This window comes from Arenibacter arenosicollis (assembly GCF_014397245.1).
Taxonomy (GTDB): Bacteria; Bacteroidota; Bacteroidia; order Flavobacteriales; family Flavobacteriaceae; genus Arenibacter; species Arenibacter arenosicollis.
Map to the genome: position 1 here is coordinate 40,891 of NZ_JACLHY010000011.1, position 25,599 is coordinate 66,489.

The window sequence follows — 25,599 nt, forward strand, 5'->3', positions numbered from 1 at the left end:
ATGTTTCACTACCCCAATCGGACTAAATCATAAAAAACTGAGAAATCCATATTTTTAATAGCAATTCCAACCGTTAAAGTTAATTAAATAATGGGGTTTAACGCTTATAACAACTCCATTTTAAAAGTGTTTTAACAGTAAATCAAATTGCAGTTCTGAAATTCCGACTGAAAAAATCACCCTAACTACAATTCCGATCCACGAATTAATATATCAACATCATGGAGCTAAAATTCCCTATAATTTGTTCCTTGTCCCCGGCTCCCTTAAACACCAGGTATATAGCATCAAAATCCGAAGAGGGCTTTACCGGAATATCATATTTCTTCTTGGCACCATGCTCCTTATTAAAATACTTCAAGGAACTTTTTCCAATAAGGTTACCGCTAGAACTATTTTCCCTTATTTCAACGGTTCCCTCGTATGGATAGTCTGCGCCGAAATACATGAATAGTTCTATATTTTTTAGACCCTCCAATCCTATGTCGTTAAATTTCAAATAAGAATTATTTTTTATGGATCCTATTACTTCTTCACCCTCCACTTCCCATTTACTTAATCCACCACTTTTCTCATCCGCATTAACTCCTTCAAATTTTGGAAATTTAAATATTATTTGATCCCTAGCCGACAAGGAGGATTCTGGCTGCGCTTTACTTCCTTTATCCGAATATGAAGCCATTAAAACGTACTTTCCTTGGCTCCTTTTTGCCTTATGGGCGTTAAAGGCAACTTCACCGGATAGGGGAAGCAAGTTTTCATTTTTGCCCATTTTTGGATCCAGTGAAAGAATGTAATCCACTATTTTATCTACCTCTGCTACCTTTAATTGAGGGTGGGCAGACATCATACTTTCTCCCCAAACCCCAGAGCCACCTTTGATAATTTTATCTATTAGATAATTTTTGTCCGCCGATGAATACCGAGCTGCAATTTCCTCATAAGTAGGTCCATTGACCTTTACGTTTACCGCATGGCATGCTTTACAGTCCGTATTGTCCATAATTAATTTACCTTCCGGTATGGTGTTCTGTTGATGACCTAAGGTAGCCATAACCATATCTTTACCTTCCGGAATATAATCGAAGGTAACTTTAACCTCCTTGGGATCAATGGTACCGTCCAAAGTACTGCCATCCTGCTTATCCGTCACAACAACCTTGTAGGCCACTTTTCGTCCATCCCAATAGGTCTTGTTCTTGGTGTCCAATTCAATTTTTAATTCGGGGATATCATTCCCAACCAATATTCTCTGGTTGGATATATCCGTATTTCCAGCTTCATCGGTAACCTTTAAACGGACCGTATAATTCCCAGGTTCATTGAATGTAAAACTGGGCTCCATTGAAGTATCTTGGACCTCATCCGAATTAAAGAACCATTCGTATTTTAATTGATCCTTATCAAAATCCTCAGAAGAACTTCCGGAGAAGCGTACAGTAAAGGGGTGGGCTCCTACCATTTTGTCCGATGTTATCCTAGACACAGGTTTGCGATTGCCACTTACATAACCTATTCTATTTAAACGGGCATCCATATTTTGTGAATTCCATTTTTGTCCATATTCAAGAACATAAAGATTGCCATCTGAAGCAAAAAGCATGTCCATTGGATGGGAAAACTCACTACTAGGCATAAATGGATCTGCCTTTACATAGCTGTGATTTTCATCCAGGGTCACTACATAGACCCAATCCCTCATCCATTCATACAAGAGAATCTTATTCTCAAAATATTCTGGAAAATTATTCGTGGCATTGGGATAATTGGAGGCATGATAAATAGGACCCGCCATAGGGTTAACTCCTCCAGAGCCCAACCAAGGAAATTCTTCAGAAGCAGCATAGGAAAACCATATCATTGATTCCTGCGCAGGTGGAAGCTCCCTTATACCTGTATTATTTGGTGAATCATTTATTAATTTGGCAGGGTTAAATTTTTTTCCAGAAGTTTCCGTAGCAAAATTATAATCATTGTACGGCTGATTGTTTCCTCGGGTATATGGCCATCCCCAATTCCCAGCTTTTCGGGCTTGGTCAAATTCGCCCATACCATGAGGTCCACGGTTGGGGTCGCCCTTACCCGCGTCCGGACCAACATCGCCCCAATAGAGATAGCCTGTTGAACTATCAATGGAAAATCTAAAGGGGTTTCGGCTACCCATTACGTATATTTCCGGCCTTGTATTTGGAGTGCCTACTGGAAAAAGGTTGCCCTCGGGTATAGAATAAGTGCCATCATCCTCTGGCCTAATCCTTAGTATTTTACCTCTTAGATCATTGGTATTAGCCGCTGATTTTTGAGCATCCCATAAGGCTCTACCCTCCCTTTCATCTATAGGCGCATACCCAGAAGACTCAAAAGGATTGGTATTGTCACCCAAACCGATATATAAGTTACCATCAGGACCAAATTCCAATGCACCTCCACTGTGGCAGCATTTACGTAATGTTGGAATGGTCAAAAGATTTTTTTCAGACGCTAAATCCAACGAATCTCCAACCAAAGTAAATCTTGAAATACGTTGTTCCGATATTTCACCAGGTGCGGAATAAAATAAATAGATCCAATTATTTTTCTGATAATTTGGGTCAACTGCAATACCCAATAATCCGTCTTCATTGCCATAGAACAAATTCAGTTGAGCTATTTGCTTTGTTTTTTCCTCCTTAAAATCGTAGAGTTTTAAAGCTCCCCTTCTTTCTACGAATAAAATTCCCCTACTAGGCAATTCTTCGAGTTCCATAGGCTCGTTCAGGTTAAAATCCAGCACCGTGCGCACATACCTGTTTTCCTCTGGAATCCTTTCTGTTTTCGCCTTACTATAGTCCAAATTATCTTTCCCGATTACATAGTGAAGTCCACCTAAAACATGATCTAGAAAATCAGGATTTTCAAAGGTAGCATCGGTATGCCCCATTTCTGTGTAAAATGACCTACCCCCATCAAAGTCATGATACCAAGATATAGGATGGTGCTCCCCATTTTCTCCTCCCTCATAACTGCTTTCGTCAATTTCAATTAAGACCTTAATATCTGGATTGATATCCCTGAAATTATACCATTCGTCTGTCTTCATCCATGTATCTGCCATAAATTTTGTTGCAGGGTGGCTTTTGTCCACAATATTCAACTTAGCTTCTTGAGTTTTCGGATGCCCTTTAAAATATGCTCCGACCAATTTATTGTACCATGGCCAACCGTATTCAGTATCCGTGGCGGCATGAATACCAAAAAATCCACCGCCCGCTTGAATATATCTCTCAAAATCGGCCTGCTGCACTTCATTTAAAACATCTCCCGTGGTATTTAAAAATACAACGGCCGAGTATTGCCGAAGTATTTCCTCAGTAAAATAAGTTGCATCTTCGGTAGCATCCACGGAAAAACCATTTTGCTCTCCCAACTTTTTCATAGCTACCACCCCTGCCTCGATGGAACCATGTCTAAATCCTTCCGTTTTACTAAACACCAATACTTTTTCTTCTTTGGACGTGCAAGAACCAAGAAAACCTACCAAGATCAGTATTAATAGTGATTTTGAAATGTTAGCCATGTTACCTATTTAATTTGATTAATGAATAATAGAACTCCAATCCTTGCTTTAGCATTGGTATTTTAACCTTAAAATCTATCCATCGCGGAACAATATATGCCTTTATTGATACTATTTTTGCCTTTTCCCCATTGTATCAATGAATAATGCAGCAATTTAAATCATTTAAAAATAATTTTACAAAATCCTAGCAAAAAATACGAACCTGCTCTCATATTTAACCTTTGCCAGCTCCTTTTTAATTTAAACTGTAAAAACTCAAAAACAAAAGCTTAAAATATTAATAAACCAACCGAAAGTCACCGAGCCGACCTATCTACTGGTCCATAAAAAAAACTTAAATATGCACTAAATGTTAAATTCCAGATGACCTTATTATTAAACTGTGAATAATGATACCTTTAGATCCTATTTTTAATAATCAAGTTTATCACAATGAAAATCAAACTAGCAATCCTATTACTTTTTTCTGGATTTAGCATGTTGTCCCAAGAACAATTATCGCTGGAAAACTTAAACGATTTTAGAGACCCGGGCAATAATTGGAAAATAGTGGGGGATGTAGTTGCCGACCGCAACATTACCGTTCACACGCATCAGGATCCGGAACCTATTAATTTATCCAAAAAGGAAAAACGAAGACAAAAAAAGTCAAAAGAAACAGTACATCCCATACACATTGAACCAGGAACGGGTGTTTTGTTCAACGATTATTCCTTTACGCAAAAAGACCATCTTTTGTCCCAGTGGGAACACGGCGATATAAAATTGGAAATGGAAATCCTAATACCCAATGGCTCAAATTCAGGAATATATTTACAAGGCCGTTATGAATTGCAAATAAAAGACAGCTGGGGTATTTTAAATCCTACATCCTATGATTTTGGGGGCATCCATAGAAATTGGGAAGAAGAGCCATCAAAGAAATTTCTAGGAATTACTCCGTTGAGCAATCCGGCAAAGGCACCGGGATTATGGCAAAAGATCAAAATCCACTTTGAGGCTCCAAAATTCAATGATTCCGGAGAAAAAATTGCAAATGCAAAATTTGTTTCCGTAACATTGAACGGTGTATTAATCCACAGCAATGTGGAAGTTCCATTGCCAACAGGCGGTCCTATTTCTACAGAAGAAACCGCAATGGGCCCACTAATGATTCAAGGAGACCATGGTCCTATGGCTTTTCGGAATATTAATTATCAGCTATTAAAAGAATCGCAAGTCACTTTATCGGATTTAAGTTACATCACCTATAAAGGCGATTTTAAGGGCTTGGAAGAATTGGAAGGTGCAGTGGCGTCGGAAAAACAATCAGGGGAATTAATAGATATTAATGTTGTACATGAAGAAGACCGGTATGGCATTACCTATACGGGTAAAATTAATATTCCGGAAGCCGATGACTACCTCTTTTCCATAGGATATACAGGAGGAATAGATTTTAGTCTGGACGGCAAAACCATTGCCACCAATAATTCCTCGGATGCCCAAGAAAATTTGGAGAAAACCGTTTCTTTAAATGCGGGAGAGCATGTATTTACATTGACCAACATAAAAAATGCAGGCTGGAGAGCACCTAGATTAGGCCTTTCAATTGCAACGGCTAGTACCAATCATAAAAAATTTCATGTTTACGATTCCTATCCACCCGATATAAGTTCCGTTTCCCCAATTTTGGTCAACGCCGAGGCAACTCCACGTATGTTAAGGGGCTTTGTAAGTTTTAAAGGCAATGAGGAGCGGCTTTCCCACACCATAGGCCTCGGGACCCCTGAGGGAATTAATTTTGTATATGATATGGGCGCCGAAAATCTTATTGGTATGTGGCGCGGTGCTTTTGTTGATGCTACCCCAATGTGGCACAGTCGAGGTAACGGATCTTTTAAACCTAATGGCGCCGTACAATGGACTTTTTTAAATCAACCTTTGGCCGAACTAGCGGACTTGCAAAGTCCGTTCCCTAAAACGGGAAGCGCTCCAGACTTTAAATCCAACGGGTATACTATGGACCCAGTCAACGGACTTCCTATCTTTAAATATACCTACAAAGGCGTTGAGGTAGAGAACAAAATCTATCCCAATGACAAAAATACCCATCTGATCAATGAAGTTAGTTTTTCCCAAACCGGAAAACCCAATTGGTATTATAAAATTGCTTCAGGAAAAGCCAAGAAATTAGCTGACGGGTCATTCGATGTTGATAATCATCAATTCTACGTAAAAGTACTTTCTGGACAAGAGCCTATTCTTAGAGAAGTAAATGATGAAGCGGAAATAATTATTCCCGTGGATGGCAGCACTATTAAATATGAAATAATTTGGTAAGAGATATGAGAACCATAACAAAAAAAACAAATACGATCATAAAGACATTTGGCTTCCTGGCGATGATGCTTACAGCAACAATTTTAGTCGCTCAAAATGCTTCCAGTGAAGACGATTACTATAGATTAACAACTGTACCAACACCAGAGGGAGTCCAAATGGAAGGCGGAGGTGTTTTATCCCTTCCCAATGGAAATCTTGCCGTGTGTACAAGACGTGGAGATGTTTGGATCATTGAAAATCCGTCCATGGCTAACGGGGTTTCGCCAACATTCAAAAAATTCGCTTCCGGTCTACATGAACCCTTGGGACTTGCCTACCATGACCAAGCTCTTTACACCGCACAAAGAGGCGAGCTAACCAAACTAATTGACACCAACGGGGATGATATTGCTGATGAATACAAGACCATTTATGCCTGGCCTGTTTCCACCCACTATCACGAATATTCCTTTGGCCCTGTACTGGCACCCGATAATACCTTTTTCGTTACCGCCAATGTTGCCTTTGGCGATGAAGAATGGTGGAGGGGCGAAAGCAGGGTACCATGGAGGGCCTGGACAATGAAAATCACCGAGGATGGCAAGATGGAACCTTGGGCCACTGGAATGCGGTCTCCTGCCGGCTATGGTTTGGTGAATGATGAATTATTTTATACTGAAAACCAGGGGGATTGGGTAGGCTCCGGGGCCATCTGGCATCTTACCAAAGGTACTTTTGCAGGACACCCTGCAGGACTAAGATGGACAGGTCACGAGGATTCACCAATTAAACTTACGGAGGAAGAATTTTACAGCAAGGTAGACAAAAGACAAGTCAAGGTAAATGGCAGGTATGTGAAACCGGAAAATATTAGGGATGAAGCAAATCCTGATTTTGCATATGAAATAAAGAAATCCTTCCCTGAATTGAAATTACCCGCTGTAATCTTACCACATGGCATTTTGGGAATATCAAATTCTGAAATTAAAGTGGACAAGACCCAGGGTAAATTTGGGCCATTTAATGGCCAATTACTTGTTGGGGACATGGGGCAAAGTAAAATTATGAGGGTAGTTCTCGAAAAAGTTAATGGGGAATATCAAGGAGTGGCATTCGACTTTAGGACAGGCTTTCAATCTGGAGTAATGCGGATGGATTTTGATAACGAAGGAAGACTTTTTGTTGGAGAAACCAATAGAGGTTGGGGATCTGCCGGCACCACCAATTCTGGTCTGGAATACCTGACATGGACAGGACGCACACCATTTGAAATGAAAACAGTAAGCGCAATGCCTGATGGTTTTGAAATTGAATTTACATTACCGGTAGACAAAGCTTCGGCCGAGGATCTGGATTCCTATTTTGGCAAGAGCTACATCTACAAATATCATGCGGCCTATGGAAGTCCGCAAACCAATATTGAGGAGATCAAAATCAAAGGGGTTAAAGTAAGCGATGACGGAATGAAAGTGCGTGTAGTTATAGACAATCTTCGTCAATACTATGTACATGAAATAATGTTACCAGGGCTAAAGGCCAAAGAAACGGGCAATACTATCTTACATCCTACCTTGTACTACACCTTGAACAATATACCAGAGGGTGCTACGGTTCCGGTTTCGGAACTGTCTACCAAACGCTCCAGTCTATTAAAAAAAGCGGTTAGTATCAAGAAAACGACACCTAAAAGGACAACAGTTAATAGTAAGATTTTGACGGACGCTGAAGTGCAGCCTCTATTAATGACCAATACTTGTGTGGCATGCCATCATAAGGACAAGAGGGTCATTGGCCCTTCCTTTACCGAAATTTCAAAACGTAATTACGACAATGAAAAAATTGTGGAATTAATTTACAATCCACAACCCAAAAATTGGCCGGAATACGCTACCCCAATGGCACCCATGCCACATGTGCCCGAGGACGAAGCTCTAAAAATTGCAGGGTGGATCAATTCATTAAAGAAGTAAATTCCAAGAAGGCTCAATAAAAAAGAGCGGTTAAAAAGTACTATAAAGTACTTTTTAACCGCTCTTTTTACTTATAGTACAGGATTATACTTTGATATTCTCCCAAGTAATACTTCCATTTTCAATACCCTTTAATAGGTCAGGGAATTCTACCAACAAAGCTTTTGCTTCTTTAAAATTGGAATTATGGCAGCATAGACTTGCGGCTTTTCTCTCGGCCAGATTATCACTGGAAAATAACCTTTTCATATCCTTTAGCAATTTTTCGTCCATGAAATTGCCCACTGGCCTCCAAAAGCAGGGATCTATTTCCCTTGATGCCGCCCATCGTTCGTGAGCATAGTCGGAAATAATTCTTGTAAGTTCCTTATTTGCCCTTTTATCTACCTGAACAATGTCATTAAGGTTTTGTTGCATAAATGCCGCCTTTAGATACATTTGGTTCCACTGCTGCTCATTAAAATAAAGTGCAGGATAAGGATTGTTCAATGCAATAGCATCAAAAACGGTTGCAATATTGGTCCGAAGTGCCTCCACGGCCTGATATTTATAATTTTCGGGATTCGGCAGCAACACCAGAAATTTCAAAAAGGTTTCCAATTCACTCTTGTCGGCCACTTCTATAATATTTGCCACCTTGGCTTTAAAAAATTCTTCCTTTGCCTCCAATACCTTGTAAAGCAGGAAAATTCTAGCAATCTGCTGAAGGTTCGCTTGTTGAATTTCCAGATATGCCTTTAATTTTTTGTCATCCAATAAAAGTGAAAAATCTTTCTCCGTTTTAATTTTGGTAGGAACCAGACTATAGGTCAAATACAGATCCTTAGTTGACTCCGTTTCCACAATGCTTTCTATTTTGGACAATAGCCATTGCTTATTTTCTTTATCCACATTATCCTCCAAAATTTTGAGGAGCTGTGAACCAATATTTTCAAATAACATATAATAAGATACTTTTTATTGTTAAACCAAATGTATTGATAAGACCATGCTTAGGTAATTTTGGCAATTCAAATTAATTTGCACTGCTTACCAAGAAGGCTTAAATATAAAACTATATCATCATAAATTACTGCGGTTTATGGTATTCTTTCTATTTTTGAAAAGAAATTTACACTATGCTAGGTTTAAAATTACCCACAGACCCCAGATGGGTCAATATTGTTGAAAAAAATATCGACGAAATATTGACAGATCATGCCTATTGCGAACAAAAGGCGGCTAGTACAGCTATTTCCTTAATTGTCAGCTTTCCTGAGTATACGGAACTTACCCAGGAAATGATAGCGCTATCCCGGGAAGAAATGGGACATTTTAAAATGGTACACGATCGTATTATAGCTCGGGGAAAAACTCTTGGAAGGGATAGAAAGGACGAGTATGTGGTGGCCCTATTAAAATTCTTTCCAAAAGGTGGTAGTAGAACAACCCAACTGGTCCATCGTTTATTATATGCCGCATTGATTGAAGCTCGCAGCTGTGAACGCTTCAGGTTACTTTCCGAGGAATTAAAGGATAAAGAGTTGGCAGATTTCTACCATAAACTAATGGTAAGTGAGGCCGGACATTATACCATGTTCCTAAATTTTGCCCGTAAGTATGGAGACCGTAAAGAAGTGGACAAGAAATGGGATGAGCTTCTATCTTATGAGGCTTCCATAATGAAGGATCTGGGTAAGAATGAATCGGTCCATGGCTAAAATTCATTGCAGCCACAAAGGAATATCTATACTATGAACACCTATTTTTTGGCGTAGTAAAGGGTTTTAATAATTCCATCGGACAACCCTATTTTGGGTACATGAATTTTTTTGGCCCCGATCCATTTGGCAGAAGAAACAAAAATCTCGGTAGCCGGAATTATTACGTCCGCCCTATCCGGATTTAATCCCAATTCCGAGACCCTTTCCTCAAATGTTAAACTGGACAAAAAATGATATTGTGCCCTAAGCCAAATATAGGAAAGCGACTCACCTTCCTTTCTACCCGACATTTTATGTAATTTATTAATGTTGCCCCCTGAACCAATGATCGATAAATTGGGCAGCCCTTTAACATGTTTCTTTAACCACAGTTCCAATTCATTCCACATTTCTTCATCCACCATACCATTTAGGAGCCTAACGGTTCCAATTTTGAAGGATTCGGAAATTTTTATTTTCCCTTCGGAAAAGACCGTAAATTCGGTGCTACCTCCCCCAACATCAATATAAAGATAAGTCTCATCTTTCCTTATCAAATTCTTAAGATCTGTAGATGCGATGATAGAAGCCTCTTTTTCCCCATCGATCAATTGAATTTTTACTCCCGAAGCCTCCAAAATATTATCAATAACCACCTGTCCATTATCCGCCTCCCTCATGGCCGAAGTGGCACATGCCATATATTTTTCCACCCCATGAACCTCCATTAAAAGTTGAAATGCCTTCATGGCACTTAACAAGCGCTCCTCATTACGCTTGGAAATGGTCCCATTTTTAAAGACATCTTCCCCCAATCTGATTGGCAATCGCACCAATGCACTTTTTCTAAAAAGGGTTTCTTTCCCCTCTTCTTCTATTACGTTATGTGTAAGCAAACGTATGGCATTGGAACCGATATCTATTGCGGCATATTTCCGTACTATCAATTGAGTTATTTTTTAAGAATTCAATTTATTGAGGTAGTAATCGTAGGTCGCGAATTGGGATCGCACTTTTGAGTTATTGTTCTTTCTATAGGCATTGTCATGCTTTTCAGAAAAGACCCTGGCCTTAACATTATCCCTCCAGGAGATATCAAAAGTATCCAAAAGCTCCTGCTTTACATCTGCATCGTAAATGGGCACTCCTACTTCTACCCTATAATCCAAATTTCTCGTCATCCAATCCGCCGAGGATATATACACTTTGGAATTGCCATCATTACCAAAAATAAAAACCCTTGGATGCTCCAAAAATTTATCCACAATACTAATGGCCTCTATATTTTCGCTCATCCCCTTAACCCCTGGAACCAAGCAACAGACACCTCTGATAATAAGTTGGATTTTTACGCCTGCCCTACTTGCCTCATAAAGTTTATCCACCATTTTATAGGAGGTAAAGCTGTTCATTTTAATTTTAATGTACGCTTCTTTGCCTGCCTTCGCATATTGAATTTCCTTATCTATCAATTTCTTGAAAACATTTTTGGTGTAATGCGGAGAAACTATGAGATGTTTGTATTTATTGATCTTATAGGTTGTCTCAAAGAAATCGAAAACCTTATTCAATTCCTTTAAAATTCCATCATGGGCGGTAAACAAGGTATAATCCGTATAGATACGGGCGGTTGATTCATTAAAGTTTCCGGTACTAACAAACCCATATCGTTTAGTATGTGAACCTTCTTCCCTTTCTACCAAACATATTTTGCTATGCACTTTTAGGCCACGAACACCAAAGATCAGTTTTACACCCTCTGCCTGTAACTGTTCCGCATATTCTATATTGGCCTGCTCATCAAATCTGGCCTGCAATTCTATCTGCACGGTTACGTGTTTTCCATTTTTTACGGCATTGATCAAAGAAGCAGCTACCTGCGAGTTATCTGCCAATCTATATACCGTAATCTTAATATTTCTAACCTTGGGATCCAAGGCAGCCTCCCTTAAAAATTTAATAATATAGGAAAAGGTCTGGTAGGGTGTGTACTGTAAGAAATCCTTTTCCGAAATCCTCTCAAAAAGACTGCCTTCCATGGAAATTCCTTTAACAGGCAAGGCAGTAATCTTATCATACATTAAATCATTTCGTCCCAAACTGGGAAAGCCCATATAGTCACGTCTGTTGTGGTACCTTCCTCCGGGAATTACACTATCCGTGTCCTCAATGTCCATTTTGTCTTTTAGAAATTCAAGTGTGTCCTTTCCTATACTTTTATCGTAAACAAAACGAACGGGATCACTTATTTTTCGATGTTCCACACTAGAGGATATTTTTTCAATAAAACTTTTACTTAAATCGTTATCCATATCCAACTCGGCATCACGTGTAATTTTAATCATGTGAGCCGATATGGATTCGTAATCGAACATATTAAAAATACTCCCAAGACAATATCGGATAAGGTCATCCAAAATCATGATATAATTTTTATCGCCCTCCTTCGGAAGCACCACAAAACGATCTATACCCTTGGGGATCTCAATAAGCGCATAACGCTTCTCTTTGGCGGTTGTTTTACTATCAGGGTGTTGCTTTAAAATCAATTTTACAGCCAGATAAGCCGCTGTATCCTTCAACATCGGAAAGCCTGCCAAATCGTTTAAAATTATTGTCATCAGGACAGGACTTACCTTTTCAATGAAATAATTCTTGATAAAAGAACATTGGGCCTCGGTTATCTTTTTTTCGTTGACCAAAAAAATATTTTGACCCTCCAATTCCTTTTCTATGTCACTAAGTATTTTTAAGCTTTTGGTTTGCTGTTTAATTACGACATCGGTAATTTCTTCCAATAAATCCTTTGCGGTTTCACCTCCCAAAACACTTTTTCCTGTTCTGCCTGCTTCCACAATTCTTTTCACGGTAGCATACCTAACCTTGAAAAACTCATCCAAATTATTGGAAAATATTCCTAAAAATCGAAGTCGCTCTATTAAAGGAACATTCTTATCAGCACTTTCTTGTAAAACCCTCTCATTAAAACTTAACCAACTAATTTCTCTGTTTATATATTGATTCTTACTCTTAATCATTCTTTTAATTGTTTTGGAAAAAGTGTCCGTACCGTAATCCCTTTTGTAACGGCACTCCAATCGTTAGTGTCAAATTTTAATTGTACCAGCCCACTTGTGGGAACATTGTCAATATACATGTTTCCTAAGGAATTGGCAATATGTGTAAAGGCTTCATTGTGTCCAAAAATAATAACTGTATTCTTATCATTGTTCAATCCCAATATGAACCGATGAACATCCTCACCGGAAAAATCATATAGTTCATTGGACAATTCAAAATTTGCAAATGGAAAGCTTAAGCTTCTGAGGAAAATCATAGCAGTATGCATGGCCCTATTGGCGGGACTTGAATAAGCAGCTTCGATAGGTGTCAATTCCGACTGAAATGCCTTTGCCACTTTGTTGACATCTTTGATGCCCCTTTCCATTAGTGGTCTATCCCTATCCGAAACATTATATTCCCAAGACGATTTTCCGTGTCTAACCAATATTACCGTTTTCATACGTTGAAGTCTTTTTAATTAAAAAATTGAAATCATAGGTAACCCCTTTGCTCTTACATTATAAACTTTTAATGTTTGTTTCATTAAATAATATATACTTGTTTATGCCTTCCCGCTGCTATCACAATCCAAGGACATGAAGTAATTAGGGCGCCAATCTTTCTATTTTCCAATCAAAATTATCCTGTAAACTATAACGTATTCTATCATGCAATCTATTGGGCCTTCCCTGCCAAAATTCCATGGAAATAGGCTTCACAATAAATCCACCCCAATACTTGGGACGTTCTATCTCCTTATTTTCATACTCCTTCTCCAAATCCTTTAATTTTTTCTCCAAAAACTCCCTACTTGGAATTACCTGGCTCTGATTGGATACTATGGCTCCCAGTTTACTGCCGTCCGGCCTGGATTCAAAATAGCCATCCGACAAATTTTCAGCTATTTTCTCGGCCTTTCCCTTTATAATAATCTGCCTTTCCATATTAGGCCAGAAAAATGAAATGCACATATTGGGATTATGTGCTATGGCCCTCCCCTTTTCACTTTCATAATTGGTATAAAAGATAAAGCCTTCAAAAGTGTACTTTTTTAGTAGGACAACCCTATTTTTGGGATAACCATCCAAACCAATGGTAGATACCGTCATGGCATTGGGTTCATCTACCCCCTCGGATGCCTCTACCTCATAAAACCATTTCTGAAATAACTCCATAGGGTTATCAGAAATTACCTCTTCGGTAAGCGCGCTTTTCTCATAGGATTTTCTGTAATTCCCTAGGTCTTTTTGCATGTGTCCTCTTGGATAATTATATCATGAAAGTTACTATACAAAATTGCATAAAACAAACTGAAACACGAAAACTAAGCCCAGTTTTTTTTGAGGTCTTTCACCCCAGGAATGACAAATAAAACACTGCATATTTAAAGGATTATAATAAGTGGCTCAAAAGAGTACAATAAGCAACAATAATAGCCGGACACCCTTCATCTATCTCTGAACGACTAATAATGATTTGAAACTATAGACCCCAATTAGAAAGTAGGTGATTGTAATTAAAGCTCAAACTCCTTGCCGTCATCTGCAAGTTCTACCATGGGGAATATGGTTTTGGCCTCTTCCCTAAAAAGCTCCAGTGAGGCATATCTGGTAGAAAAATGACCTAAAATCAACATCCCAACATTGGCGGCTTTTGCTATGGCGGCAGCCTCCTTGGCTGTGGCATGTTTTGTTTTCGGGGCCAATTTCCTTTCACTCTCCAAAAAGGTGGCTTCATGATACAACACATCCACATTAATGATCAAAGGAATAATCTTCTCCGAATAAGCAGTATCACTACAAAAGGCATAACTCTTGGGTGCCGGTGGATCAAATGTCAATAAGGCATTGCGAATTACCTGATTATTTTCCAAAACAATGTCCTTGCCGTTCTTTATATTTTGAAAATAACATTTATCAATTTTGTATTTGGCAACAGCCGCTATATTCAATTTTCGTTCCGCCAACTGCTCTTTAAACAAAAACCCATTGGTGTATATCCTATGATCCAACGGTATTGTTGTGATGGTAACTTTTTTATCCTCATAAATCTTTTCGGGCTCTGTTGATGATAACTCGTGAAAAATAAGTGGATAATTGGTCCATGAATCGCCCAATTTCAAAAATAAGGTAATAGCCTCCTTTATTCCTTGGGGACCATAAATGTGCAACTCATTGGTTCTGCCCAATAATCTAAATGTAGAAATTAACCCTGGTAAACCAAAGAAATGATCTCCATGTAAATGGGATATTAGAATATGATTGATTCTTGAAAATTTAATCTTACTTTTTCGCAATTGAACCTGTGTTCCCTCACCACAATCTATCAAAAACAAATGATTTTTAATCTCCAGAACTTGGGATGTGGGATTGTTCAATGATCTTGGTGTTGCAGCATAACAACCCAATATGGTTAGTTTCATAAAAATGAAATATTGAAAATGGAAATAGGAAAATTGAAAATTAAACCCTAGTTATTTATTTGGGCGTACATTAAAATTGACGCCAACAATCTTTTATATTGGGTTATTTCCTCAACTATATTCCTTCTTCCGTTTTCCTTTTAAATTTTAATTTCCTAAAAGTCCAAATCCCTTTCAATCTCCTCCATTTCTATAATATCTTTCGCCTCTTGAATGGTTGGCACAACACAGATGCTATCCGGAACTTCATCGTAGGATACCTTTTCGGTAACCAAAACGAAGGATTTTTTGCTTTTTCGATGCGCATCCGAAAGCTCCAAAAATTCTAAAACATCATTGGAAGTAAGTTTTGCAAAGGAAAAGAGATTAATAATAATATGATCGTTCTTTATTTTAGGATAAATATCCCTAAAATTGGAAATAAACTTATTTAATGAAATATTCTCTTGGAGAACAGTGGTCACATTTCCTTCTTTATCCAATATCATAAGTCAATTATTTAATTTTTGACGCTAACAAATAAATCACTGCCATACGTATGGCTACCCCATTTTCCACCTGATTCAATATAATGGATTGCTTTGAATCAGCTACATCACTGGTAATCTCCACACCTCGGTTAATGGGCCCAGGATGCATAATTACTATTTCTTTGTCCAAACTATCCAATAAGGCCTTGTTAACCCCAAACTGCTGTGTATATTCCCTAGTCGTCGGAAAATAACTTATATCCAAGCGCTCATTCTGTATACGGAGCATATTGGCTACATCGCACCAATTTAAAGCCTTGCGCAAATTGGTCTCCACCGTAACACCCAAGGATTCTACATGTTTTGGCAATAAGGTTTTAGGTCCACAAACTTTTACATTAGCCCCCTGTAATTGTAAGGCAAAAATATTGGAAAGTGCTACCCTTGAATGAAGGATATCACCCACGATAACAACATTTTTCCCAGCTACATCACCTAACTTCTCCCGAATGGAATACGAATCCAACAAAGCTTGTGTAGGATGCTCGTGAGCACCATCCCCTGCATTTACTATAGAAGCCTTAACATTTTTGGACAGGAATATACCAGCTCCCGGATTTGGATGGCGCATTACCACCATATCCACCTTCATGGATAGAATATTATTCACCGTATCGATCAAGGTTTCCCCTTTCTTCACGGATGACTGTGCCGCAGAAAAATTTATAACGTCCGCGGACAACCTCTTTTCCGCCAGTTCAAAGGAAAGCCTAGTACGGGTGCTGTTTTCAAAAAATACATTTGCTATGGTAATATCGCGAAGTGAGGGCACTTTTTTGATAGAACGGTTGATTACCTCTTTAAAATGATCTGCAGTTTCAAAAATGAGCTGAATATCCGATTCTTTCAGATACTTTATTCCCAACAAGTGTTTTACACTTAATTCGCCCATGCGCTATGTCTTTACTAAATATATTACATCCTCCCCGTCATTTTCCTCCCACATTACCTTAACCTTTTCTCCATTAATGGCATCCACTTGCCTTCCCCTATAATTGGGCTGTATGGGCAAATGTCGGCTAAATCGGCGGTCGATCAGGGTTAATAACTCAATTTCCAACGGTCTTCCAAAAGATTGTATAGCCGTTAATGCCGCCCTGATACTTCTTCCAGTATATAGTACATCATCTACAAAAACTACTTTCCGATCTTCCACAAGAAAGTCGATTTTAGTCTTGTTGGCCTCCAAGGTCTTCTCCCCTCTTCTAAAATCATCACGATAAAATGTAATGTCCAGAAAACCTAAATCGATTTTCTTTACTCCATAATCTTCTTGAAGAATCTTAGCTAGGCGCGATGCCACAAATATGCCCCTAGGTTGTATACCTATTAGAACCGTATTTTTAAAATCCAGATGATTTTCTAATAATTGACAAGCCAAGCGATGCAGGATAATATTTATTTCTTTGGAAGAAAGTAATACTTTTTGACTCATAGATGATTTGGCCAATGCTTTTGAATTACAAAAGTAGCGATTTCTATTTAATATTGGCGCTATAAAGACAAAAGACCTCTTCAATACCGGACCAAGGAATTTGCACTTCCATACAATCCATTGAGTACCTATGGGTTGTAGCCAAACTTGATACTGTAATTACTGATCCTAAAATGGGATGTGCAAGTAGCGAGGTAGCAGGGATATGTATTTTAATTCAATTAATCCCAAAAAAAAAGCCCTGACAAATGCCAGGGCTTTAATATATCAATAATCCAAAAGCTTACTTTTTCTTCTTATCGTTAGCTTCCATTTTATCTTTCAACGCTTGCAAAGCTTCGTTTGCGTCACCTAAAGTAGGCTTAGCTTCATCTGCAGATGCTGCAGCTTTCTTAACAGCCGCTTTTACATTACGTTGTTCCTCTTCTCTAAAGATAGCAGTGTGACTGGCTACAACTCTTTTGAATTCTTTGTTGAATTCAATGATTTTAAACTCAGCTTCTTCACCTTTTACCAATTTCTTGCCATCTTCTTTTTCCAAATGACGAGATGGTACAAAGGCAACGATATCTTCGTTAAAATCTATAGTGGCTCCTTTATCTACTATTTCAGCTATACTTCCTTTGTGAACTGTGTCCAAAGCAAATTCAGTTTCGTACTTATCCCAAGGATTTTCAGTAGTTTGCTTATGTCCTAAACTTAATTTACGACCGTCAACATCCAATTCCAATACCTCTACTTCCAAAGTATCACCTACGGTTACAAACTCGGATGGATGCTTAATTTTCTTGGTCCAAGAAAGATCGGAGATATAGATCAATCCGTCAATTCCTTCTTCCAATTCAACAAACACACCAAAATTAGTGAAGTTACGTACAATACCTTTATGCTTAGATCCAACAGGATATTTGGTAGTAATATCAGTCCATGGGTCTGGAGTTAATTGCTTAATTCCAAGAGACATTTTACGGTCTTCCCTATCCAAGGTCAATACTACAGCTTCAACCTGATCACCAACTTTTACGAAATCCTGAGCGGAACGTAAATGTGTAGACCAAGACATTTCAGAAACGTGGATCAATCCTTCAACACCTTCTGCAACTTCGATAAATGCACCGTAGTCAGCAATAACAACTACCTTACCTTTAACTTTGTCTCCAATTTTAATGTCTTCGCTAAGAGCATCCCAAGGATGTTTCTCCAATTGCTTAAGACCTAATTGAATTCTAGACTTGTTCTCATCAAAGTCAAGGATAACAACATTCAATTTCTGATCCAATTCCACCACTTCATTTGGATGGTTGATTCTGCTCCAAGAAAGATCGGTAATATGCACCAATCCATCTACACCACCAAGATCAATAAAGACACCGTAAGAAGTAATGTTTTTAACAACACCTTCCAATACCTGTCCTTTTTCCAATTGACCGATGATTTCTTTTTTCTGCTCTTCAATATCAGCCTCGATCAACGCTTTATGGGAAACTACTACGTTTTTGAATTCGTGGTTTATTTTCACCACTTTGAATTCCATAGTTTTGTTTACATACTGGTCGTAATCACGGATTGGCTTAACATCTATTTGTGAACCTGGCAAGAATGCCTCAATTCCAAATACGTCCACAATCATACCACCTTTAGTTCTGCACTTAACAAAACCACTAACAATTTCTTCTTTGTCATGAGCAGCATTTACGCGATCCCAAGCCATGATAGTCCTTGCTTTTCTATGGGATAGTACCAACTGTCCACTTTTATCCTCACGGATATCGATCAACACTTCTACCTTATCACCAACTTTTAGGTCAGGATTGTAACGGAATTCGTTCAGAGAAATAACACCTTCAGATTTAGCGTTTATATCAATAATCGCCTCACGCTCTGTTAGGTAAACTACTGTTCCCTGTACTACTTCTGCGTCTGCAGTATCTACAAAGTTCTCAGCTACTAATTCTTCAAATTCCTTTAATTTGGTGTCATCAACGCGCTCAATTCCTTGCTCATACTTGTCCCAATCAAAATTAGCCAAAAACTCTTTTGGATCTTGTGCTGGGGCCTCTACTTTTGTTTCTTGTGTAGCTGCGGTAGTTTCCTCTACCTCAACTGTTGTTTTTTCTTCAGCCATTTGCTGATTATAAATTTGTATTCCATGGAGTTACAAGAGTTAACAATTACCACAGAAGAAGTTATATTGATTTTCTTTTCGTCCCTTTTTTCTCTTGATGCTTTGCTAAAAAAGGAGTGCAAAAATACAACTAAAAAATGGTTTTACAAACCTAAAAATGAGATGAGTGTCAATTACTTAACTATTTTGCGCAAATTGACGAAAAACATGCCAAGATTCCCTATATTGGATAGTTAAATATTAACCGTTAAATAAATACTATTATGAGTGTTAAAGCAAAGTATCAAGCTGTATTGAACCTTGGTGAGGAACTAAAAATAAAAGGTGGGGATGTAACCGAGGAAGCCGGAATTCTAAAAATAAAAGGGCAGGCTGCAACCCAGTATGAAAAGAACCTTTTGTGGGATAAAATCAAAGAATTGGGTGGAGAAAATCCTTCTGACATCAAAGCCAATATTACCGTTGCCGATGAAAGTGTTTACCACCGGCATACTGTAAAAAGTGGAGAATCTCTAAGCAAGATTGCCAAAAAATACTATGGTGACCCTATGAAGTACAAGAAAATTTTTGAGGCCAACACCAATATCCTAAAAAATCCGGATCTTATTCATCCAGATCAAGTTTTGGTCATACCTAACTAAAGGCTGAATCAATTCATTTTGGGCGGAGTCTGGAGATAGGCCGAATCGGCAATTAACTTCCTTACTGCGCCCAAATGTTAACAGGATTAATAAAAAAACTAGTGTCCCTCAATTTTACGGAGCGCAAAATTGTAAATTCGTTCCAATTGTTCCTTTAGACCCATATCGCTATTATCAAATTCTATGGCGTCCTCTGCTTTTCTCAAAGGCGAAAATTCACGATGTGAATCTATATAATCCCGGGTTTGAACATTCTTAAGCACATCTTCGTATGCCACCTTCTCCCCTCTATCCAAAAGTTCCTTATACCTTCTAGAAGCTCTGGTTTCGGGAGATGCGGTCATAAAAATTTTAAATTCGGCATCCGGAAAGACTACAGTGCCAATATCCCTGCCGTCCATTACAACACCTTTTTTCTTCCCCATATCTTGCTGCATCGCCACCAACTTCACACGCACTTTTTCAATGGTAGCAATCTTACTCACTTGCTGTGAAACAGGCAAGGTCCTAATTTCCTTTTCCACATTTTCCCCATTCAAATACATTTCTGAAAACCCAAGGGATTTATTGTAGACAAACTTAAGATCTAGCCCAGAGAGCGCATTTCCCAATCCTTCCAGATCCTCTGTTTCACCACCAATAAAACCTTGGCGCATGGCAAAAAGAGTTACCGCCCTATACATGGCGCCAGTATCTACATAAACATAATCCAGTGCTTTTGCCAGCTGTTTTGCTATAGTACTCTTTCCTGTTGATGAAAATCCATCAATTGCAATAGTAATCTTTCCCATGGGTCTAAAAATAACAAGAATTGCTTAATTCCTTAGTATGCATAAGGCTAATGTTGACAAGACAACACCTCAAAGTTAACAAATTCAACTTACACCGAATCCCCAACCACCTGTTAAGGCTGGCCTTTACGCAAAAATCCTTATCAAAATAAAAAAGTACCTACCGAGTAAGCCGGTAGGTACTTTTATTAAATTAATTTTACATAAAATACTTAAAGTTGCTTAGGATTTTTAACAGAATCATTTGTGATGGCAATATCTATCACCTCCTGCATATCGGTCACATAATGGAAAGTAAGACCCTTTAAATAGTCTTCCTTAATTTCCAAAATATCCTTCCTATTATCCTCACAAAGAATTATCTCCTTTATTTTTGCACGCTTAGCAGCCAAAATCTTCTCCTTTATTCCCCCTACAGGAAGCACCTTGCCCCTTAAGGTTATTTCTCCTGTCATGGCCAAACTCTTTTTAATCTTTTTCTGCGTAAACAAAGACACCAAAGAGGTTAGCATCGTAATACCTGCACTAGGTCCATCCTTTGGGGTAGCCCCTTCCGGAACGTGTATATGGACATTGTATTTATCGAAAACCTCTGGATCTAAACCATACCTGTCCGAATTGGATTTAATATACTCCATAGCTATAGTCGCAGATTCCTTCATTACCGTACCCAGGTTACCGGTAATAGTTAAATTACCTTTCCCCTTGGACAAAATGGATTCAATAAAAAGAATATCACCACCAACACTGGTCCATGCCAATCCTGTAACCACTCCAGCAACATCATTATTCTCATATTTATCCCTTTCCATACGCGCTGGTCCCAAAACCTTTTCAACGTCATCAAAGGAAACCTTAAGATTGTACTCTTCTTCCATGGCAATGGATTTGGCGGCGTGTCGCACCATTTTGGCAATTTGTTTTTCCAAGGACCTAACGCCAGATTCCCTGGTATAGCCTTCAACAATTTTTTCCAATTGTGGCTTGCCAATTTTTAAATCTTTTGGAGTCAGACCATGTTCCTTCAATTGCTTTGGCAACAAATGCTTTCTCGCAATTTCTACCTTTTCCTCAATGGTATATCCCGTTACATGGATTATTTCCATTCTGTCCCTAAGGGCAGGCTGAATTTCACCCAAACTATTGGCGGTGGCTATGAACATTACCTTGGAAAGGTCGTAGCCCATTTCCAAGAAATTGTCATGAAACTCATAGTTCTGTTCCGGATCCAAAACCTCCAACATAGCCGAAGAAGGATCTCCTTGATGGCTATTGGACAGCTTGTCTATTTCATCCAGAATAAAAACAGGGTTGGATTTGCCCGCCTTTTTTAAACTTTGAACAATTCGGCCAGGCATTGCTCCTATATATGTTTTGCGATGACCACGTATCTCTGCCTCATCCCTTAGACCACCAAGTGAAATCCGCACATATTCCCTTCCCAAAGCTTCCGCAACAGATTTCCCCAAAGAAGTTTTACCAACTCCAGGAGGTCCGTACAAACAAAGGATAGGCGATTTCATATCGTTACGCAGTTTTAAGACCGCTAAATATTCAATGATTCTCCTCTTTACATCTTCCAATCCATAATGATCCCTATCCAATATTTTTTGAGCCCTTTTCAAGTCAAATTTATCCTTGGAATATTCGTTCCAAGGCAATTCTATAAACAAATCCAAATAATTGCGCTGAATGGAATACTCGGCAACTTGGGGGTTCATCCGTTGCAATTTTGCCAATTCCTTTTCAAAATGTTCGCCAACATCCTTGCTCCACTTCTTCTTTTTGGCCTTTGTCCGCATTTCATCAACCTCTTCCTCATAAGAAATACCACCCAATTCTTCCTGGATAGTCTTCATTTGTTGATGAAGATAGTATTCCCTTTGTTGCTGATCCATATCGGTTCTCACCTTGGACTGAATGTCATTTTTCAGTTCCAGCTTCTGAAGTTCAATGTTCATATACCTAAGTGTCGCCAACGCCCTATCCTGCAAACTTCCGATCTCCAAAAGCTCCTGTTTATCCTTTACACTCAAATTAAGATTGGAGGAAACAAAATTGATCAAAAATGAATCGCTCTGAATATTCTTTATCGCAAACGAGGCCTCACTTGGGATATTGGGATTGTCCCTAATAATCTGAAGGGACAGTTCTTTTATCGAATCTATGATCGCCCTGAATTCCTTATTGTTCCGTTCCGGTCTATCTTCTTTTGTCTCCCTAACAGTAGCGGTGATATACGGTTTTTCCGTAAGCACTTCTGCCACTTCAAAACGTTTCTTACCCTGAATGATCACCGTAGTGTTTCCATCGGGCATTTGTAATACCCTCAGAATTCTGGCTACGGTACCAAGGGTGTTTATATCCTTTACCCCAGGATTCTCCGTTTCCTCATCTTTTTGGGAAACAACACCAATTACCTTTGACCCATTATTGGCATCCTTAATTAGTTTAATGGATTTATCCCTTCCGGCCGTAATTGGAATAACCACGCCAGGAAACAATACAGTATTGCGCAACGGCAATATAGGCAAGGTTTCAGGCAATTTTTCATTATTAATTTCCTCCTCATCCTCCGGTGTCATCAGGGGTATTAATTCAGATTCCTCATCAATCCCATGCAATGACATAGTGTCAAATTTTATGTTTTTTGTTTTAGCCATATTCTTATATCGGTCATTCTGTCATTTATAGACAGAAAAATAATTTATATTCAATCCTTTATACACCGCCATTCCTTTAAAAATAAGGCGATTATGGATCTTGCTATTTCCTTTTAATTCTAATTGGGCAATTCTTATGCCAACAAGTCAAATCTTTTTATAAATAAACTGTAACATTCCCTAAATTACTTCATCTATTAAGCAAACCAATTCCTTTTTGAGCCTAGAAAAGAAACATATTGATGAACTAATACCATTGTGTTTAAGTCGTGACCGAAATGCACAAATGGAAATTTACAATCGCTATTACAAGGGAATGTACAATCTTTCTTTTAGGATTGTAAAAGATAGTGCCATTGCCGAGGATGTTATGCAGGAATCACTTTTAAGCGCATTGACCAAACTGGATACCTTTAAAGGAGAAGTATCTTTTGGGGCGTGGTTAAAGCGCATAGTGGTAAACAACAGTATTCATCAATACAGAAAACGATTAAAGCGCCAAGAAATTGATCTTGGCAATGTAATGTACAAGGTCGAAGACAATGATGCATATGTCCCAGATTATGGTATGATTGAACTAAAGGCTCAAAAAGTGATTGAAACCATGAAACTGCTAAAAGACAATTACAGAGTTTCTTTGACCTTACATTTAATTGAAGGATATGATTACGAAGAAATAAGCGAAATAATGAATTTGAGTTATGCCAATTGCAGAACAATGATTTCAAGGGCCAAAGAAAGCCTAAGACAAAAATTATATACGGTATACGATGGAAAATGACCACATTGAAAATCTGTTCAGGGAATTAAAAGGTTCCTTCGATATTGAAGAGCCCATAGATGGACATAGGCAACGGTTTTTATCAAAATTGGAGGCATCATCAGCTGCTGCCACAGGAACAAAAAAGACCGGTATATGGTGGAAATCCCTATCCATAGCCGCCACCTTGCTTTTACTTTGCTCTATTGGTTTTAATTTCTTTAACCCATCCCCGAGTTTGCGGCAAAAGGTTTCGAATATTTCACCAGAAATCACCAACACCGAATACTACTTTGCAAGCTTAATTGAGGAACAAGTGAAAATAATGCAAAGTAAAAGCACCCCTGAAACACAGAAGTTGATCGCCGATACCATGATGCAACTTAGGACACTGGATAGCGATTACAAAAAAATGGAACAGGATTTATTAAATGGCGGAAATAGCAAACTAATATTAAGCGCCATGATTACAAATTTCCAGACTAGAATAGGCCTATTAAATGAAGTATTGGAGCAAATAGAAGAAATAAAGATTTTAAAAAACTACAAAGATGAAAATATTACAGCTTAGATATATAATCGTCATATTATTGATTATTCCTTTTATATCATTTTCCAACAACGATACACCAAGGGGCAAGTATACCAAGGAAAAAATCATTAAAAAGGAGTACAAAGTAAATTTGGACGCACTTTTGAAAATCTCCAATAGCTATGGCAGTTTAAACATAACCTCTTGGAACGAAGACCGGGTTACAATCGAGGTGAATATCAAGACAACGGGGGACAATGAGGATAAGGTACAACGCAAGCTAGATGGAATTACGGTCGATTTTGAGGCCAACAACCATATGGTTTCCGCTACAACCATCTTTAACAAGGACAGAAATAGTTGGGGCTGGAACTGGGGCAATAACAACAATGTAAATATGCAAGTGAACTACACGATCAGAATCCCTATTAAAAACAGTGTTAATCTCAGTAACGATTACGGGAGCATAATTTTGGATAGAATAGACGGGCATGCCAATATCAATTGTGATTATGGCAGGTTGGAAATTGGGGAACTGCATGGCAGAAGTAACCAGTTATCCTTCGACTATACTTCCAAATCTACCATTGGCTATATAAATAGTGGCAAAATCAACGCTGACTATTCCGGATTCACCATTGAAAGGGCAGGAGACCTGGATATCGTTGCAGACTATACAAATGCTACTGTCCAAACAATGAAAAACCTGACCTATGTTTGCGATTATGGCAATTTGGAAATTGGAGAGGCCAAAAATATTCAGGGCAATGGCGACTATGTAAATGTAAGATTAGGACTAATCCATGGTAATGTGGATGTAAAATCGAGCTACGGGTCCGTTAAAATAGACAAGATGGCATCCGACGCCAAAAATCTCCAAATAAGTAGTGATTATACCGGCATTAAGATAGGATACTCCCCTGAATATCATTTCAATTTTGAAATTGAAACCGAATATGCCGGAGTAAGCGGGAAAGATGATTTCGAAATAAACATAAGCAAGGAAAAATCCAACACAAGCTACTACCAAGGTTATCATGGAAGTCAAAATAGTGGTAATCTGATGTCTATAAATAGTGAATACGGAGGAATATCGTTCTTTAGAAAATAAATTAAAACCAT

General features: G+C 38.4%; 20 protein-coding genes. 7 read left to right on the plus strand and 13 right to left on the minus strand.

The features are described 5' to 3' along the window. Window positions 1-205: 205 nt before the first annotated feature. A complete protein-coding gene (locus tag H4O18_RS12015; RefSeq protein WP_187584881.1) occupies window positions 206-3,556 on the minus strand; it encodes a ThuA domain-containing protein in 3,351 nt (1,116 codons plus the stop codon). Window positions 3,557-3,991: 435 nt separating this feature from the next. On the opposite strand from H4O18_RS12015, the gene H4O18_RS12020 reads away from it, so the two are divergent. Both H4O18_RS12020 and H4O18_RS12025 read left to right on the plus strand, forming a co-directional pair. Continuing rightward, window positions 3,992-5,881: a 3-keto-disaccharide hydrolase gene (locus H4O18_RS12020; protein WP_187584883.1), complete on the plus strand. Its 1,890-nt coding sequence runs from the start codon at window positions 3,992-3,994 to the stop codon at window positions 5,879-5,881. A gap of 5 nt (window positions 5,882-5,886) precedes the next feature. Then, window positions 5,887-7,833 (plus strand): auracyanin family protein, encoded by a 1,947-nt coding sequence (locus H4O18_RS12025; protein ID WP_222942403.1) that lies wholly within the window; start codon window positions 5,887-5,889, stop codon window positions 7,831-7,833. Window positions 7,834-7,917: 84 nt separating this feature from the next. Here the strand turns inward: H4O18_RS12025 and H4O18_RS12030 are convergent, their stop codons facing one another. Then, window positions 7,918-8,775: an EboA domain-containing protein gene (locus tag H4O18_RS12030; protein ID WP_187584885.1), complete on the minus strand. Its 858-nt coding sequence runs from the start codon at window positions 8,773-8,775 to the stop codon at window positions 7,918-7,920. Between the two features lie 176 nt (window positions 8,776-8,951). Between H4O18_RS12030 and H4O18_RS12035 the strand changes: the two genes are divergently transcribed. Further along, window positions 8,952-9,533, plus strand: a complete 582-nt coding sequence (locus H4O18_RS12035; protein WP_187584887.1) for a MiaE family protein — start codon at window positions 8,952-8,954, stop codon at window positions 9,531-9,533. A gap of 41 nt (window positions 9,534-9,574) precedes the next feature. Here the strand turns inward: H4O18_RS12035 and H4O18_RS12040 are convergent, their stop codons facing one another. The 9 genes from H4O18_RS12040 to rpsA form a co-directional block, all read right to left on the minus strand. Continuing rightward, window positions 9,575-10,462, minus strand: a complete 888-nt coding sequence (locus H4O18_RS12040) for a Ppx/GppA phosphatase family protein (RefSeq protein ID WP_187584889.1) — start codon at window positions 10,460-10,462, stop codon at window positions 9,575-9,577. Between the two features lie 12 nt (window positions 10,463-10,474). Further along, window positions 10,475-12,553: a polyphosphate kinase 1 gene (gene ppk1, locus H4O18_RS12045; RefSeq protein WP_187584891.1), complete on the minus strand. Its 2,079-nt coding sequence runs from the start codon at window positions 12,551-12,553 to the stop codon at window positions 10,475-10,477. Further along, window positions 12,550-13,038 carry a SixA phosphatase family protein gene (locus H4O18_RS12050; protein WP_187584893.1) on the minus strand — a complete coding sequence of 163 codons (489 nt, stop codon included), beginning with the start codon at window positions 13,036-13,038 and terminating at the stop codon, window positions 12,550-12,552. The genes ppk1 and H4O18_RS12050 overlap by 4 nt, the downstream gene beginning before the upstream one ends. Before the next feature lie 145 nt (window positions 13,039-13,183). Further along, complete coding sequence (gene pdxH, locus H4O18_RS12055) at window positions 13,184-13,831, minus strand: pyridoxamine 5'-phosphate oxidase (RefSeq protein WP_187584895.1); 648 nt, start codon at window positions 13,829-13,831, stop codon at window positions 13,184-13,186. Between the two features lie 263 nt (window positions 13,832-14,094). Beyond that, window positions 14,095-15,000: a ribonuclease Z gene (locus H4O18_RS12060; RefSeq protein WP_187584897.1), complete on the minus strand. Its 906-nt coding sequence runs from the start codon at window positions 14,998-15,000 to the stop codon at window positions 14,095-14,097. A 155-nt stretch (window positions 15,001-15,155) separates the two neighbouring features. Further along, entirely contained in the window at window positions 15,156-15,488 is a 333-nt protein-coding gene (locus tag H4O18_RS12065) for a ribonuclease Z (protein ID WP_187584899.1), read from the minus strand. A gap of 7 nt (window positions 15,489-15,495) precedes the next feature. Further along, window positions 15,496-16,422: an aspartate carbamoyltransferase catalytic subunit gene (locus tag H4O18_RS12070; RefSeq protein ID WP_103440197.1), complete on the minus strand. Its 927-nt coding sequence runs from the start codon at window positions 16,420-16,422 to the stop codon at window positions 15,496-15,498. Window positions 16,423-16,425: 3 nt separating this feature from the next. Next, window positions 16,426-16,965, minus strand: a complete 540-nt coding sequence (pyrR, locus tag H4O18_RS12075; protein ID WP_187584900.1) for a bifunctional pyr operon transcriptional regulator/uracil phosphoribosyltransferase PyrR — start codon at window positions 16,963-16,965, stop codon at window positions 16,426-16,428. Window positions 16,966-17,248: 283 nt separating this feature from the next. Further along, window positions 17,249-19,090, minus strand: coding sequence for a 30S ribosomal protein S1 (gene rpsA / locus H4O18_RS12080; protein ID WP_187584902.1), 1,842 nt, complete (start codon window positions 19,088-19,090; stop codon window positions 17,249-17,251). 263 nt (window positions 19,091-19,353) lie between these two features. Between rpsA and H4O18_RS12085 the strand changes: the two genes are divergently transcribed. Further along, on the plus strand, window positions 19,354-19,731 hold the full coding sequence (locus H4O18_RS12085; protein WP_187584904.1) for a LysM peptidoglycan-binding domain-containing protein: 378 nt from the start codon (window positions 19,354-19,356) through the stop codon (window positions 19,729-19,731). Window positions 19,732-19,829: 98 nt separating this feature from the next. Here H4O18_RS12085 and cmk read toward each other — a convergent pair whose 3' ends face one another. After that, window positions 19,830-20,522, minus strand: coding sequence for a (d)CMP kinase (gene cmk / locus H4O18_RS12090; RefSeq protein WP_187584906.1), 693 nt, complete (start codon window positions 20,520-20,522; stop codon window positions 19,830-19,832). Between the two features lie 212 nt (window positions 20,523-20,734). After that, window positions 20,735-23,152, minus strand: coding sequence for an endopeptidase La (lon, locus tag H4O18_RS12095; protein WP_187584908.1), 2,418 nt, complete (start codon window positions 23,150-23,152; stop codon window positions 20,735-20,737). 250 nt (window positions 23,153-23,402) lie between these two features. On the opposite strand from lon, the gene H4O18_RS12100 reads away from it, so the two are divergent. Genes H4O18_RS12100 through H4O18_RS12110 form a run of 3 tightly spaced genes read left to right on the plus strand, consistent with a single transcriptional unit; the run spans window position 23,403 to window position 25,588 of the window. Then, window positions 23,403-23,966 (plus strand): RNA polymerase sigma factor, encoded by a 564-nt coding sequence (locus H4O18_RS12100; protein ID WP_187584910.1) that lies wholly within the window; start codon window positions 23,403-23,405, stop codon window positions 23,964-23,966. After that, window positions 23,956-24,516 (plus strand): hypothetical protein, encoded by a 561-nt coding sequence (locus tag H4O18_RS12105; RefSeq protein WP_187584912.1) that lies wholly within the window; start codon window positions 23,956-23,958, stop codon window positions 24,514-24,516. The genes H4O18_RS12100 and H4O18_RS12105 overlap by 11 nt, the downstream gene beginning before the upstream one ends. After that, entirely contained in the window at window positions 24,497-25,588 is a 1,092-nt protein-coding gene (locus H4O18_RS12110; RefSeq protein WP_187584914.1) for a hypothetical protein, read from the plus strand. Before H4O18_RS12105 ends, H4O18_RS12110 begins: the two co-directional genes overlap by 20 nt. The last annotated feature ends 11 nt before the right edge of the window (window positions 25,589-25,599 follow it).